Annotated in this window: 20 protein-coding genes; 1 reads left to right on the forward strand and 19 read right to left on the reverse strand. The window is 41.3% G+C overall.

Annotation, left to right across the window (positions count from 1 at the left end; all coding sequences use genetic code 11):
• Nucleotides 1-23 precede the first annotated feature (23 nt).
• The 6 genes from A5875_RS11600 to A5875_RS11625 form a co-directional block, all read right to left on the reverse strand.
• Nucleotides 24-1,250 carry a zinc-binding dehydrogenase gene (locus tag A5875_RS11600; protein WP_088933736.1) on the reverse strand — a complete coding sequence of 409 codons (1,227 nt, stop codon included), beginning with the start codon at nucleotides 1,248-1,250 and terminating at the stop codon, nucleotides 24-26.
• A gap of 30 nt (nucleotides 1,251-1,280) precedes the next feature.
• Entirely contained in the window at nucleotides 1,281-2,144 is an 864-nt protein-coding gene (locus A5875_RS11605) for a PTS system mannose/fructose/sorbose family transporter subunit IID (RefSeq protein WP_088933737.1), read from the reverse strand.
• Nucleotides 2,145-2,156: 12 nt separating this feature from the next.
• Entirely contained in the window at nucleotides 2,157-2,969 is an 813-nt protein-coding gene (locus A5875_RS11610) for a PTS mannose/fructose/sorbose transporter subunit IIC (RefSeq protein WP_088933738.1), read from the reverse strand.
• A gap of 28 nt (nucleotides 2,970-2,997) precedes the next feature.
• On the reverse strand, nucleotides 2,998-3,486 hold the full coding sequence (locus A5875_RS11615; protein ID WP_088933739.1) for a mannose/fructose/sorbose PTS transporter subunit IIB: 489 nt from the start codon (nucleotides 3,484-3,486) through the stop codon (nucleotides 2,998-3,000).
• Entirely contained in the window at nucleotides 3,487-3,900 is a 414-nt protein-coding gene (locus A5875_RS11620) for a PTS sugar transporter subunit IIA (protein WP_088933740.1), read from the reverse strand.
• Nucleotides 3,901-3,974: 74 nt separating this feature from the next.
• Entirely contained in the window at nucleotides 3,975-4,775 is an 801-nt protein-coding gene (locus A5875_RS11625) for an SDR family oxidoreductase (RefSeq protein WP_088933741.1), read from the reverse strand.
• A 277-nt stretch (nucleotides 4,776-5,052) separates the two neighbouring features.
• Between A5875_RS11625 and A5875_RS11630 the strand changes: the two genes are divergently transcribed.
• Entirely contained in the window at nucleotides 5,053-5,673 is a 621-nt protein-coding gene (locus tag A5875_RS11630; RefSeq protein WP_088933742.1) for a hypothetical protein, read from the forward strand.
• 45 nt (nucleotides 5,674-5,718) lie between these two features.
• Here A5875_RS11630 and A5875_RS11635 read toward each other — a convergent pair whose 3' ends face one another.
• The 13 genes from A5875_RS11635 to A5875_RS11690 all read right to left on the reverse strand — a co-directional run bounded on the left by A5875_RS11635 (nucleotide 5,719) and on the right by A5875_RS11690 (nucleotide 15,091).
• Nucleotides 5,719-6,192: a hypothetical protein gene (locus tag A5875_RS11635; protein WP_088933743.1), complete on the reverse strand. Its 474-nt coding sequence runs from the start codon at nucleotides 6,190-6,192 to the stop codon at nucleotides 5,719-5,721.
• 56 nt (nucleotides 6,193-6,248) lie between these two features.
• Entirely contained in the window at nucleotides 6,249-7,115 is an 867-nt protein-coding gene (locus tag A5875_RS11640; RefSeq protein ID WP_088934682.1) for a helix-turn-helix transcriptional regulator, read from the reverse strand.
• Between the two features lie 87 nt (nucleotides 7,116-7,202).
• Nucleotides 7,203-8,150 (reverse strand): sugar-binding transcriptional regulator, encoded by a 948-nt coding sequence (locus A5875_RS11645; protein ID WP_088933744.1) that lies wholly within the window; start codon nucleotides 8,148-8,150, stop codon nucleotides 7,203-7,205.
• A 136-nt stretch (nucleotides 8,151-8,286) separates the two neighbouring features.
• Nucleotides 8,287-8,886: a class I SAM-dependent methyltransferase gene (locus A5875_RS11650; RefSeq protein ID WP_088933745.1), complete on the reverse strand. Its 600-nt coding sequence runs from the start codon at nucleotides 8,884-8,886 to the stop codon at nucleotides 8,287-8,289.
• A gap of 4 nt (nucleotides 8,887-8,890) precedes the next feature.
• A complete protein-coding gene (locus A5875_RS11655) occupies nucleotides 8,891-9,472 on the reverse strand; it encodes an SGNH/GDSL hydrolase family protein (RefSeq protein ID WP_088933746.1) in 582 nt (193 codons plus the stop codon).
• Between the two features lie 55 nt (nucleotides 9,473-9,527).
• Entirely contained in the window at nucleotides 9,528-10,106 is a 579-nt protein-coding gene (locus A5875_RS11660) for a GrpB family protein (protein ID WP_088933747.1), read from the reverse strand.
• Nucleotides 10,107-10,281: 175 nt separating this feature from the next.
• Entirely contained in the window at nucleotides 10,282-11,070 is a 789-nt protein-coding gene (gene rhaD / locus A5875_RS11665; RefSeq protein ID WP_088933748.1) for a rhamnulose-1-phosphate aldolase, read from the reverse strand.
• Entirely contained in the window at nucleotides 11,063-11,710 is a 648-nt protein-coding gene (dhaL, locus tag A5875_RS11670; RefSeq protein ID WP_088933749.1) for a dihydroxyacetone kinase subunit DhaL, read from the reverse strand. Before dhaL ends, rhaD begins: the two co-directional genes overlap by 8 nt.
• Nucleotides 11,707-12,729 (reverse strand): dihydroxyacetone kinase subunit DhaK, encoded by a 1,023-nt coding sequence (locus A5875_RS11675; protein WP_088933750.1) that lies wholly within the window; start codon nucleotides 12,727-12,729, stop codon nucleotides 11,707-11,709. Before A5875_RS11675 ends, dhaL begins: the two co-directional genes overlap by 4 nt.
• The gene (locus A5875_RS23255) at nucleotides 12,722-12,913 is read right to left on the reverse strand and encodes a hypothetical protein (RefSeq protein WP_141108296.1); all 192 of its coding nucleotides are present in this window, start codon (nucleotides 12,911-12,913) and stop codon (nucleotides 12,722-12,724) included. Before A5875_RS23255 ends, A5875_RS11675 begins: the two co-directional genes overlap by 8 nt.
• A 21-nt stretch (nucleotides 12,914-12,934) precedes the next feature.
• Nucleotides 12,935-14,302: a PTS galactitol transporter subunit IIC gene (locus tag A5875_RS11680; protein WP_088933751.1), complete on the reverse strand. Its 1,368-nt coding sequence runs from the start codon at nucleotides 14,300-14,302 to the stop codon at nucleotides 12,935-12,937.
• A gap of 22 nt (nucleotides 14,303-14,324) precedes the next feature.
• Nucleotides 14,325-14,615 carry a PTS sugar transporter subunit IIB gene (locus A5875_RS11685; protein WP_088933752.1) on the reverse strand — a complete coding sequence of 97 codons (291 nt, stop codon included), beginning with the start codon at nucleotides 14,613-14,615 and terminating at the stop codon, nucleotides 14,325-14,327.
• 14 nt (nucleotides 14,616-14,629) lie between these two features.
• A complete protein-coding gene (locus A5875_RS11690; protein WP_088933753.1) occupies nucleotides 14,630-15,091 on the reverse strand; it encodes a PTS sugar transporter subunit IIA in 462 nt (153 codons plus the stop codon).
• Nucleotides 15,092-15,110: the final 19 nt, after the last annotated feature.

Consider the following 15,110-nt stretch of genomic DNA (forward strand, 5'->3'; position numbering starts at 1 on the left):
TAATCCATTTCCTTTAAATAATATTAAATATTTGGGTAATATTTTAAAATATAATTTTCAGCTTCTTTACTCCAAATACCATCGGTTTCCGCCAAAATTTTTCCTAATTCAGAATCTTTTTCAATTTCCGACAATTTCGTTAATCCTGATTGCTTGTGGGTATAAACTAATTTTTTCCCGCCGCCAATAGCTGGTTGATTCAACGTCGTTTCACCCACTGCGTCTAATCCTAAAATGTGAGTGACGACATTTGCCACTTTCACTTGTTTATCTTCGATCAGCTTAACAGCTTTTCGCATGTCTTCTGTATTTCCACCTGAAGTTCCGACGAAATGAGTAAATGAGTAATGAACATCGTAAAAGTTTACATTGGCTGAAAATTCTTTGTCTTGCGGACCTGCGAAGAAATTCAAGCAGCCATCAGGGTTCAAGATTGCGGCTGCATCACTGACGACTGGACCCACAGGAACCATCACGAAGATATCGTCAAAACCGCCATCAACTGTCTCTTTCAATAGACTGACTTGATCTTCTACATTTGCTACATTAATATAGGAAACTTCGATTCCATTTTGACTTGGATAAAGTTTTTCCGCCCGCGCTAATTTTTCTGCATCACGATCCGTTACTACCAATTTTTGGGGTTTGATCGGTCCATGCAATGCATAATCGATTGCCAATAACCCCATCGGGCCAGTACCGCCCATGATCAATAAATTGCCGTCTGGTTTGATACCCATTTTGTGTTCATAAGAACCTTCCTTTAAATGATAGTTCGCTTCGAAAGCACCAATCACACAAGATAGCGGCTCGATCAACGAACCTTCAAAATAAGTCTCGCCTTTATAAGGAATCAAGCAGTCCTGATTCATGACATCTTCTGAGATCACGATATACGTAGCGTCACCGCCTGTATAGGGATACGAGTAGCCTGGGCAATCTGGACGATCCGGTAATTGCAGATTCGCCTGTAAGACATATCGCTCCCCTTTTTTATATTTGTGCGCCCATTTTCCACCGACTTCTAATAGTTCGCCGCAGAATTCATGACCAACAATGATCGGATTCTCCGCAAGATCGTTTGGCGCTTTCTTATGATCAGCCCCTTGATTCGCTAATTTCCATGTCGACATACAAATACTGTCGGTAATCACGGATGCTAATATTTCATTTTCTTTGATTTCGGGTAATTCAAATTCCTCCAAGCGCAAATCTTTCTTACCATATAAACGCACTGCTTTCGTTTTCACTGCTGTTCCTCCTAAAATACTACTATATTATTAAGCTAAAATTCCTAACCAATAACCGATAATTCCTACCGCAAACAATACGAAGATCAAGACGATCGGGCTGACTTTTTTCTTCAATAAATACATCATCAGCAAGGTCAAACCTAAAGCAGGCAGACCAGGGACTAGATCATCCAACACATTTTGGACTGTTGTTATCACTGTTTTGCCATCCGCACCAGGCGTTTTTGAAACAACTAATGGAATATTAACGGTCGTCCATTTGGTCACCAAGACGCCCATGATAAACAATCCCAGAATCGTCGCGCCCTCGGTCAGCTTTTGCAGCAAGTTTCCAGATAAATCTTTGACAATATCCATCCCTTTACTGAAGCCGTAAGTTAATCCAAACCATTTCATCGCTAAACGAATTGCATTGAAGGCTACAAAGAATAAGATTGGTCCCATCACATTTCCGGATAAAGCCAATGAAGCACCTAATGCCGCAGTAATTGGACGCAAGGTTCCCCAAACTAACGGATCACCGACACCGGCCAAAGGTCCCATCAAACCGACCTTCAAACTATTGATCGTTCCATCATCGATGTCTGCGCCGCTTGCCCGCGCTTCTTCCATCGCCATCGTCACACCGATTACTGGACCGCAGACTGCCGGCGTCGTATTAAAGAAAGTCAAATGTCGCTTCAACGCTTCTGCTTGTTCTTCTTTTGTTTTGTAAACTCGACGAATCGTTGGAATCATATCGACACAAAATGCCAATGCATGGATACGTTCAAAGTTAAAGGACGCCTGTTGAAAATTCGAAAAGACAAAAGTGGTCATCAAATCTTTTTTGGTCAATTGTGATTGCGCGTAAATATCTTTTTTAGTTTCTGCCATTGAAGTGTTTTCCATTCTTCTTGCCCCCTAATCTTCTAATTCATCATCGGCTAACTCGCCGGCAACGACCGCCGCCACATGATTGCCTTGGACTTCATTTTTCTTAAAGTTCGGATTCAACTGTACGTAGATTAACGCGGTGATCAAACCAATGATCCCGAATGCCAGCAAACTAAATTCCAGATAGCCGCCCATGACAAAGCCAAGATAGAAGAACGGCATCAAATAAGCCACACTCATCATGTTCAACACCATCGCATACCCGACAACAACGATAAATCCGCCGGCAACTGCTAAACCACCTGTGATCACATCTGGAATCATATCCAGCATTTTTGTTACCATCTCTGCACTAACGAATGCCGCTACGATCGTTGCTGGGATAGCAACTCGCAAGGCTTGTATAAATAAAGCACTAAAATGCAGGAAAATGATTTTGTTGAAATTTGCTTTTTCTGCTTCGCGATCCGCTGCATGCTGGAAAGCTACCGTGATTGTCCGAGCGATAACCGTCAACACTTGTCCCGCAGCTGCGACTGGCAATGCGATCGCGATCCCTGATTGAATATCTTGTTGACCAACGACTACTAAAATCGTCGAGATTACACTGGCTAAAGCCGAATCCGGTGATTGCGCCGCACCGATGTTCATCCAGCCTAAAGCAATCAGTTCCAAAGTTCCGCCTAAAATAATTCCGGTCTGCACATCCCCTAAAATCAAACCGACCATCGTACACGCGATTAACGGTCGATGCGTTTGAAACTCATCCAACACACTGCCCATCCCGCACACACATGAAAAAAGAAAAATAAGTACAATCTGCAAAACTGATAATTCCATTTTTGTGTCCTCCTAATTTTATCGTTGCCTAAAAACCTGCTTCTTTCAGTTTTTCTTCAAAATTGCCCTTTGGATCGGTCGCAACTACTCGTAAATCCAACTCAACTCCTGATGCTTCCAGCTTGCGAAACGCAGCAGCTTCTGTCTGATCGACTGAAACAGCTTTGGTGATTTGAGTTCGTCCAGTTTTGAACTGCATTCCGCCGATATTAATAGATTTGATTGGCACTTGCATTTCAACCAGCTCCAATACTTCCATCGGATTAGTGAATAGATAGAAGACAGTTTCGTCCGCATACTTTGGATTGTTGTAAACTTTTACTGCTTTTTCAGGGTCAACAATATTCACTTTGATTCCTGGCGGCGCTGCTTGCTTCACTAACGTTTTGCGAATCTCATCATTCGCGACTTCTTTGCTGACGACGATGATTCGTTTTGCTCCCGCTTCCTTGGCCCAAACTGTCGCTACTTGTCCGTGGATCAATCGATCATCGATCCGTGCTAATTTGATTTGCATCTAAAAATCCTCCTCTTCTTCAATCAATTGCTGTTTAAACGCTTTCACTGTGTCGCAGGGAATACTTGTTGCGTGATTCACAATATCCTGCAAATTATTGCTTAACATACTCGCTACCTCTAAAACGATTGGCAGAGACATTCCCGAAACGACTTCGATCTCGCGTTCAGGATTTTTCATCGCTACGGCACAGCTGGCATTGTAAGGTGTGCCGCAAAACAAATCGGTCAATACTAAATACGACGCTTCTTCGTCACTCATTGCCGCAGTAATTTTTTCTTGGATCGTATCCAGCCCTTCTTCCTTCAAAAATTCTACGGATTCAAAATCAGGCAGCGCACCGAAAATCATTTCGGCAGAATTTTTCATTTCATGAGCCAATTTGCCATGAGCGACTATAATTACTTTGTTCATAATTCCCTCCCGTTTTCTTTGTTTATCCTTTACTCTGTCGATCGTAAAAAAATACGATCAACAGAGATAAGACATTATCCTCGAGTCTTGCCGCCAGCTACATTCACAGTTACACCGTCTATGTAACTAGAGCGGCCAGAAATGAAGTAGGCAACAAGATCTGCCACTTCGCTCAATTTCCCATCGCGTCCAAGCGGAATGGTCTTCGTGTTGGTGTAGCCTGCCCGTAATTGTTCAACGGTAATACCGCGGGTATAGGCTAAAGCTGTTTCGTACTCGATCGTACGTAATCCAGTTTCTTCCATGATTCCCGGTGCGATCCCAACAACTCGAACACCTTTTTTCCCTAACTCCTTCGCCCATGAACGCGTAAAACTATTCACCGCTGCTTTCGTCGCAGCATAAACGCTTTGTCCTTCCGAACCTTCCAAGCCGCATTCCGATGACATATTGATAATGACGCCGTAGCCTTGTTTGACCATCACCCGGCCCACCGCCTGCCCCATCAGATAAACACCCTTTTGATTAATGGCGATCATTTTATTAAAAATTTGTTCATTGATTTGAAATTTGCCGCCTTCAGACATTTCTTCGTCGACCAGCAAAGCCGGGATATTGATTCCTGCATTATTGACTACCGCTTCGATCGTTTGAAATTTCGCTGCCGTTACTGCTACTGTCTGCTCCACCGATTCATAAGAAGTGACATCTGTTTGACTAAAAAACAAATTCTCATGAGTAAACGTACCTTCTCTTAAATCAGCATTCACAACATTAATTCCTAATTCACATAGCTCTTTGACAATGGCCGCTCCAATTCCCGATGAGCCTCCTGTGACAATCACTGTTTTTCCTTGTACATCTAACCAATCCATTGCAAACGCCCCTTTTAACATTTGTGATTTCTTTTTAACATTTGTTGCACCTTTATAGTAACCGCGCAAGAAAACGTTGTCAATAACTTTTTCAACTTTTTTAAAACTAAATCACAAAAGTGCAGAAGAAATGACCAGCTTCATATCGAAGTTGGTCGTTTACTTGACGTATCAAAATTAAAAAATGGATAGGGTTCCTTGAATGGCAACCGCTATTTTTTCTGCTATCAGCTCATGATATAATTTATTCATCGAATTTTTTGAGAAGGGAGATATTATGTATATAGAAAAATTAGCCGCAAACTTGAAGCGTCAGGATGAACAACCGAATATTGAAGTCGCCGAAATGTTGGTCTCACATGAGGATAAAGAAGGTGTCTTAGAGATAGTCCAAGGGTTGAAGCAGAAAAAAGCAATTGCAAATGATTGTATTAAAGTTTTATACGAAGTTGGCGAACGAAATCCACAACTAATTGCCGATTACGCCTCCAGTTTCCTAGATACTTTGCTTAGTAAAAATAATCGGCTGGTTTGGGGAGCGATGACAGCACTTGTCATGATAGCTGATGACAAAGCAGACGAAATCTTTCAACAAATTGATAACGTCATATATGCCTACAAAAATGGTAGCGTAATCACAATTGATAATAGTATTTCCGTTTTCGCAAAGCTGTGCCGAGCGAATAAAAAATATGAAAAAGAGCTGTTTCCTTTATTGATTGAACACCTATCAACCTGCCGACCAAAAGAGGTGGCGCAACACAGCGAAAGAGCAGCTATCTGTATCACTGATTCAAACAGAGAGTTATTTATCGAAACCTTAGAAAATCGAAAACAAGACCTTACCCCTCCTCAAACGAAAAGAGTGGATAAGCTGATTAAAAAGTTGCAGGCATAAATAAAAGCCGCGACCCGAGCGGTCGCGGCTTTTACTATTTGCTGCTTATTCGTACACTAACTCCATGATCGTTTCTTGCTGCTCCTCGGGAATTTCTTCATCGCTGAGATAATACTCATAGGAAATTCCGCTGAACTTCCCGCCGATTTTTTTGATCTCAGCCATCATTGCAAAATAAGGATCTGTCATATCTTCATATTTACCGACATACAGTCCAGACATTGCTTTATAGGATGGGAGAAAATAGCTGTCGCTATCGATCTTCTTCGCATTTTCCACTTCTTCTGCTACTGGAAATCCGACTTCCATCTCAATTGCAGATTCATCTAAGCCGCCATGCTCATCCATATTTTTGAAGGAAACAAAGGGCGTGCTCAAAATTTTTATATTTTGCTCTTGGATAAAACCTCCTAGTTTCATGAAGGTTGGTCCAATTACTTGCGGTATTTCCTCCACTTTTACAGTAAAGCTTTGTGAAAGAATCCATTGATCCGGTTTAACGATTGGTTCGAATTGCATAGTTAACTCCTCCTTTTTCTTTAGTGTAACGGAACAAGTTGCCAGAACATGTCATATTAAAAATGATTCTCGTAAAAAGAACCGACATAATTCAATACTTTTTCGCGAATCCAGCTAGGTTCAAGGATTTCAACATTTTTTCCCAATGGAATCAGGAAACGATACAAATCGTCGAATTCCGCAAAGGTCAATGACGCATTGAAACTACTATCCGCATTGTCTTTCCAATCAAAATCCACAAACTCCGCATATTTTTTATAGGCGATCCGCTTACTAAAACGCAAACGAACGGTCAATTGCGGGAAAATCAGTACTTCTTTAGGAAATGAATAGTTGATCGGCTCTTTTAAAGCAACCTCTCTGATTTGTTTGAGGGGAAATAATCGCCATTCTTCTTTTTCCAATTCCCAAGCAAGCAGATACCAGGTCTGATACTTATACACTACCCGTTTTGGTGCTAATGACAACAGACGAGTCTGACCATATTCAGTATGATAAATACAAGTTATCTCACAATGATTGAACAACGCCTCTTTAATCTGCTCAAAGGTTTGGCTGGTGATCTCCGTCTGACTCAGATCGACTTCCAACCATTCACTCCAATCATAAACCGTCCCCATTTTTTTCAACAGCTCTTTTGTATCGGCTAAACCAACAGACTGTAATAAATGCAGCGCTAAGAATAGATCATCCTGCTCCTCTTTTTCAATCAAAGCATTACTGACATGGTAGGATTCATCTAGAAAAATACCGCCATTCCGTCCTTTATTCGCATAAACAGGCACGCCCGCCAGACTCAAGGCATCCACATCGCGATAAATCGTACGGACAGAAACTTGAAATCGCTCCGCCAATTCTTTTGCGGTCACCTGCTTGCGGCTTAGTAAAATTAAAATGGTTTGAAGCAAACGAATAACTTGCATAGCTTTTCCTCCGTAAGTATAAAAAACTTCACGAGCTTCATCAGCCGATCGCTGAAAAATTGCTTCGTGAAGTTCGTTTTGCATCGCTTATCTTTTCAACACTTCTCGTGCCGTTTCTTCTGTCGTAACTAAGACATTGATGTAACGGCCTTTTAGTGCACTGGCGATCGCATCTGCTTTATCGACAGCTTCGGCCACACCGATCCGGTACGGTGTCCGCTTCAAATCAGAGATATCAATCCCGATCATGCGATCATCTAAAGTATTGTCAATGTGTTCGCCCTCAATATTATAAAAGCGCGACACCACATCACCAACAACTTTTTTTCCTTCTAAATAAGCCAGAACATCCTCGCCATAGAACTGCTTCCAGCTCTCGCTTGCCTTCAATGTTGGCGAACCGATCCCTAAAATGGCGATATCGATCTTCCGCCAATAATCGATCAATTCCTGATTGAACTCATTTTCCATCAATGCCTTCTTCAATGCGACCGTTTCAGGAAATGCCGGCGAATCAATTAATAATGCTCGGCCGTTCAGTTTCTTCGATGCTTCATACGCGATGGTGTTAACGTGATAGTCACTGATCAATCGGCCAGAAGGTCCGCCAATCATCGGTACACACAAAATATTTTCCACATCATAATTTGTCAGCCCCTCAGGTATCGCGGACATCGTTTCTCCCCATGAAAAACCAAAGATCATATTATCCTTGATGATCTCCGTAAGATATTCGCCGACTCCTTGTGCTAATAATTTATCCTTTTGGGTACGGCTTAGATCCGCGCCGGCTTGAACGATGATCGCCTTTTCCAGATCGAATTTTTCCTGCAGCTCTTTTTCGATGCTGTAAGTTCCCGCCTTATCATAGTTGATGGAGATATTCACGATTCCTTCATTTCGCGAACGCTTCAACAAGCGGCTGATCGTACTGCGGTGGATATTCAATTCCTTTGAAATCTGGCTTTGGTTTTTATCTTCTTGATAATACATTTCGGCAATGCGAACCAATAATTTATCTTCTTCTTTTTGCATACACTCGCTCCCCTTTTATCACATTTGTGAAAAACATGAGTCAATGTGATTATAGCGTTTCTTTCACTCCACTTGCAAGCCTTTTCCTTTTATGAAAAAATCCTGCTAGCCCAAAATCTGAACTAACAGGATTTTTTTATTCCTTCACACTGCGAATAATATAGTAGCCTTTGTCTTTTGTCACGATCTCCGCGTTGCCGAAGACCTCTTCCATCTTGCTCTTCGCGCTTGGGGCACCTTGTTTCTTTTGGATCACGATCGTCAGCGTGCCGCCAACTTTTAATAAAGGTTCTGCGTCGCTTAAAATTTGATGAACGACTTTTTTCCCAGCGCGAATCGGCGGATTACTGATAATCGCCGCGTACTCTTTTTGGTGCAAGGTTTCATAAATGTTGGATTGATGGATATCTGCTTCGATCCCATTGCGCTTGGCATTATTTTGCGCCAACTCGACCGCCCGATTGTTCACATCGATCATTTCAACTGGACGCTGTGTCTGATAAGCTAACGCCATACCGATAGGACCATAGCCGCACCCTACATCTAACAATGTTCCTTCTGGTAAATCCTCTGCTTCAAAATGATCGATCAAAACTCGAGAACCATAATCGACAGTATCGCGGGAGAACACTCCGCTATCGGTAACGAATTGAAAATTTTTCCCCGCTAACTCAAACGACCATTGATGCAGGTCGTGAGCTGTTTCGGGATTTTCGGAATAATAATGATTTGCCATAAACTTACCCTTCTGCTAATAATTTTTCTTTGATGTCTCGTGCAATTAACGCGCCTAAGAAATGGTAGCCTTCTGTTGAAGGATGAATACCATCGAATTTTTGCACAAACTCGTTTGGTCTTGGATAAACCGTCATGTGATGGTGAAGATCAAGCACGTTAACACCAACCTCTTCTGCAACTTGTTTCGCTTTTTCAGCATACCGTCGTTGGCGATCATTGTCACCGATCGGTAAAGTATCCGTATCAATATATCCAGTCGTCAGTAAAATCACTTTTGACGCATCGAAGGATTCGATGATCTCTTTGATATTTTCACCAAATTCTTCAACAGTATTTTTTTGCTTCAGCGAATCGTTGGTTCCAAAAGAGATTACCACAAAATCGCCTTCTGCCTCTACTGCCTCATTGACCCGAGCCAATCCATCAGAAGAAGACTCTCCCCGATTGCCCAGCTTGACTAAGTGATACCCTGGAAACCCCATTCCTGCCAGCTCATCAAGGATATATTTATCTAAAATATCGCTCGGCTCGCCATTCATCACGCCAGCTAACAAGCTGTCGCCAAATAAAACGATCTTCTTCATATATACCATCTCCTCTTACTAAACTTCTTTCTTATCATAGCACGAATGGCCGGATTTATTTAGCCATGTAGCGTGGCCCGAATTCTTCCCGCCCCTTTTGACTATATTTTTGTACAAATTCCGTTTTTGCATCAGTGTACGCATCCCGATTGTGTTCATATTTTTCCTTCAACGACAATTTCAGCTCTTCGTATTGCCGAGCAGCTTCCGGATATTTTTGCAAATAATCTCTAAAATAAAGTTCACCCCAATCACCCAACGCTCGCACATGCAAATGATAGACTTTTTCCGCAAAACCAGCAGGCGTGTAGCCCTTGTTAAAATCCAAGGTTTGTTTTTCCTTGTCTTTAATCATTAAGATCCAACCAGCCTTTTCCAGCAGTGCCGTAACTTTTTCAAGATCATAGCCCTCCGGCAATTCCAGTAAAATATCCACGATCGGTTTAGCGATCAAACCTTCAACCGACGTACTGCCGATATGATTGATTCGCTGAATTTCGAACTCGGCCAAAAGCTTCGTTAAATTCTGCTGCTCTTCTTCATACCAATCAGCATACTCAGCACGATGTTCCTTCAATATAATAGGAAACAATTCCCACAGTTCCTCCAGCGTCATTTCTTCAAGGTTTTTCATTTTGGCACCTGCCTTATTGAAATAGTTGCTTCTATAATAGCGTTTTTTTGAATTACAAAGGAGTCTTGACACATTAATTTTAACAATTTTACTTTTTATTTAGCACTTCTGATACTCTCCATTCAGAAATAAAAAAAGACCACTCACTTTTTCTGTGAGAATGGTCTTAACAACTCTATTCAATTTCGACTTTAAAAGCTTTAGCTAGTTCTCGAACTTGTTTCTTAGTGATCCCTTCGTTAACTGCATTTTGAGTCATCATAAAAACTTGGGCATTTTTTTCGATCGTCTCGATTAATCCCACGACTTCATCAAAATCATTGCCTGAAGCAAACATACCGTGATAGGGCCAAATAACAATTCGTTTTTCCCGCATTTTCTTAGCGGTTTCTTCTCCGATCGCTCCGTCACCACATACCATCCAAGGCAGTAGCCCAACTCCATCCGGGAAAACCAACACACATTCGGAGTTTAATCGCCACAGTGTTTCAGTAAAATCCTTTTCGACCAATGGATGCATGAAAGTCATCATGATCGTATAGGTTGGATGACAGTGTAGAACCAAACGATTTTTATCATCCGTTGCTAAACGTTGACTATGACATTGCAGATGAGCGGATAGTTCACTTGTTGGTGATTGATTATTTTCAAATCCCCACAATACATCTACTTTTGTTTCCTGGATGCGGACAATTCCAAAATCTTCTTGCGGCTTGCGTAAAATTTTACGAAATACTGCTCCGCTTCTTGTAACTAAAAACGTACGACCAACCAATCCTTGCGTTGAAAAAGAAATTGGAATCGTGCGCTTCATCTGAAAATCTTCCGCATACTCAGCAAGCTGTTCCTCATCCAATAAGTAACTCAAATTTCCTGCGTGGCACTCACCCCAACCTGATTGCCAAAAATAATGACAAGTTTCCATCGCTTCATCTAAGAGACTTGATTCAATAAACTTATTCATTTAACATTGCTCCATTCAACTGACATAAGTAATCATTACCATACATAAAAATCAAACTGACAGAGACCGCCCCAGCATCACAAAAACCTAATGAACGTTCACCTAAAAATTTGGCACGACCAAACGCCGCAACATAATCCTTTGTTTTTTCGGCTCCCGTTTCTGCTTCTTGCTGCATCAATCGAAAGGCCGTTATTAAACTATCACCTTCATACGCATTTAAGGCGTCAACAGCTGGCTCAAAAGCATCAATCATAGTTTTATCTCCCAGCTTTGCCCCACCTTTTTGTTTGATCCGCTCTAATCCATTAGTCAAATATTTTTTTAAATTTGTTACTGTCAATTGCACATCAGCATCTTCTTTCATCGCGCCTAAAAACATCGCGGAAAAAATGATTCCGGAAGCACCACCCATTGAATTCATCATCGCCATCCCAGCATTAGTAAATACATCTTTCACATTAGTATGTTCGTTCTCCAATTCAATTAATACACTTCGAAAACCTCTAGCAATCCCAATACCATGATCACCGTCGCCGATTTTCCCATCCAACTCACATAGATAGCTTTCTTTCTCTATCATTTGCTCTGATATATGGGTAAGTAATCCTTTGGTTCCTGCTACGGATAATTTTTTCATTTGCCAACTCCTCCAACAAAACGAGAGTAAAATGGAGTGACCGCCGGAACATCATACAGTGCCTTACGTTCTTCATTTAGCATCATAAGACTGACGGATATTCCAGCCATTTCCAAGGATGTGCAGTACTTACCGACAATATTGTCATAGACATTAATTTCTTTTTCCGCTAAATATCCCCGAACTGCCTGATTAATCAAAAATAGTTCTAAGCTTGTCGTGGCAGCCATCCCATTTACTAAAACGATAACCTCATTTTTTTGTAAATTGTCCAAGCCAAACTCTTCAATCAAATCATCCATCATGTCCTGAACGATCGCCTTAGCTTCTTTGAACGTTTCTGATTTGATTCCCGGTTCTCCGTGAATTCCCATGCCGTATTCAAATTTTCCTTCGGCTATTTCAAAATTCTGAGGCTTTCCCGGGATACTGCACGCACTCAAAGCGATACCGATAGTTTTTGTATTGTCATTGGCTGCTTGTGCCACCGCCTTGACCTGTTCCAAAGTATCGCCGCGATCTGCCGCCGCACCAGCAATTTTAGCAATCAATAAAATACCTGCAACGCCGCGTCGCTCTTCTTTTCTTTCTTTTGGAGCAGAGGCAATATCATCATTGATGATGACTGTATCAACCTTCAATCCTTTCATCTCGGCAAACTCCGCAGCAGTATCAAAATTCATACAATCCCCAGCATAGTTCCAGACAAGGTTGAGGATTCCTGCTTCTGAATTTACACTTTCCATCGCTGCTAAAATTGTTTGGGGATCAGGTGAAGCAAAAACATTTCCTAAAGCCGCTGCAGACAACATCCGATCGCCAATCAATCCAGCCACCATCGGTTCGTGCCCACTGCCGCCGCCAGAAACCAAAGAAACTTTTTTTTGATTAGGCAATCGATATAAGACATTTTTCTCTACATGTTTTTGATAATAACCGGGATATGCCAACAACATTCCCGCAATGCTTTCTTCCACAATTGTATTTGGATCATTCATTAATTTTTTCACATCAGGCACTCTTATCGCTCCTCATCTCTTTACGAGTTAATCGAATATAGCTTCCCGTTTCTAAAAACCTAGTCAGCGAGCAGGCGATGATCAAAGCACATGCTCCAAGGTATAGATTCCAAGAGATCACACTGACAATTAGAAAAACTACCGATAAAATTGCTAAAACAATAAAACCAATTTTCTTAAGCATTGCTCTTATCCTCGCTTCATTTTATTTTTCTGCTACGTCATAACCCAATTCTTTGGCAATCGCCAAATCTTCTTTTCTAATTGATTTGAAATAGTAGAATGCCAATGGAATCGTTACGACTAGTAGAACAATCGCAATCATATTCCCCTCAGAAGAAGCCGCAAAGATCCAGCGCAATTCTGAAATATCCATTCCCAACCAACCAAGCATTTGTCCTTTTGGAACTGTTGCACCACCAGTCGTTTCAGCCAGTTTGGTAAAATGCGGGGCGAAGTAGGAAGCCACATACAAATGAACGGGCAATCCCAGCAATGTTCCAATTGCCATCTTGACCATGTTTCCCATCGTTAAGTAGAACAAAGGAACGATCAAACAAATTTCCATCAAACCGCCAAACGGTAAAACTATATTTCCTGGTAAGAAGATCGCATAAACAAAAATTACTGGAATTGCTAAGATCATTAACAGCCAATGTTCTGAACGCCCAGCCATGATCGGCCAATCCAAACCAATCGTAAACTCTCGACCAGAGAAACGTTTCTTCATGAAATCAGTCGCACCTTCACTAATCGGCGTTAACGAAGTCGTAAACAATTTCGCCACCATCGGAAATAGCGTTAATGCTGTTCCCGCTTGAACACCTAAAGTTAATACTTGAGAGACATTATAGCCGCCGAAGATACCGATAAAACAACCAACGATAAATCCCATGATATGGTTTTCACCGAAGATACCGATTTTATCGCGGATCTTTTGCGCATCGATATTTACATTTTTAGGCAATAGCACATCCATCAAATGTGTAAACGGATAGAACCAAATTCCTGACAAAAACATCGGATGAGGCATTGAGACACCAGGAATTCCCGTTAATTTTTCTAAACGATAACGAGTAAAGTCCGCATTTTTCAATTCTAAAATACACTGAACAATAGCGAAGGCAAAGCCTATAAAGGCATTTCCGCTAACATATGTGACTAAGAAAGCAGTACATACTTTATTTCCGACATTCCACATATCCACATTCAAACAGCTAGTCAACTTGAATGCTAACATGATGATATTAAGAATGATTTGGATCGGAAACATCAAGAACGCATACTCCCATGTCCAAACCAATCCAAGCGCTGGGGCCCATCCCATATCTAAGGCCTTTAACTGGACACCAGTATTTTCAACAAACTCTTGCGCGGCTGCACCAACGTTTGCGGTCATGAAATCCATGACCATCCCCATACCAACTAAAGCAACACCCAGAATCAAACCGGCAGAAAATGCTTTAGGCAACTTCATCCCCAGAATCACACCAATGATCGTCAAAATAATGGGTAGGAAAACAGGTGCCCCTAAATTGATAATCGTTTGAAATATATCTTTAATGATCTCCATTGATTCGCTCCTTCCTTCTATACTATTTTTTTAACTGTTCAATAATTTTTGCTAACTCTTCTTTTGCTCCCATTCCTGTTAAGAACGGTACACCGCTAAAAGTTGGCAGCGAGTACTGCTTTTCTCCAATCGGTGAAATTGATACATAAAGATCAGCAACTTTTTCATAAGAAGGCAATGAATTGATGTTAATTGCTTCAATCGTAAATTCACTTTTACTAATACCAGAATCTTCCAGCATATTACCTAGTTTCACAGCGACTGTTTGCGAAGTTGCGATTCCGCCGCCGCATGCTACGATGATTGTTTTCATATTTATTCTCCTCACTAATTATTGATTACATAATCGAACACTTCGTAAATCTCATTACAGGTATTGGCGCTGTTCAATTGATCCAGCAATGCATCATCACCCATAATAGAAACAATTTTTTGTAAAGTACTTAAGTGACGTTTTCCATCATTGATCGCCATCATCACGACCATATCCACTGAAATCGGTGAATCATTCTTCCCCATTTCATTGAAGACTACGGGCTCTGCCAATTTCGTTACGACAATACAAGGTTTGTTGACGTATTGAGGTTCTGTATGAGGAATCGCGATTTTCAAACGACTGGTTTGCAGACCAGTAGGGAATTTTTCTTCCCGCTGCCGCAAAGCATCGATATAATTGGGTTTTGCAAATCCGTCATCAATCAGCATTTGCCCCAATTCCTCAAATAGAGCATCTTGGTCTTTATAGGTTTTATCTACAAAAATATACTTTTTCGATATTAGCTCCTGCATCCCTTACACTCCTAATCCT

It is taken from the genome of Enterococcus sp. 3H8_DIV0648 (assembly GCF_002140655.1).
Taxonomy (GTDB): Bacteria; Bacillota; Bacilli; order Lactobacillales; family Enterococcaceae; genus Enterococcus_A; species Enterococcus_A hulanensis.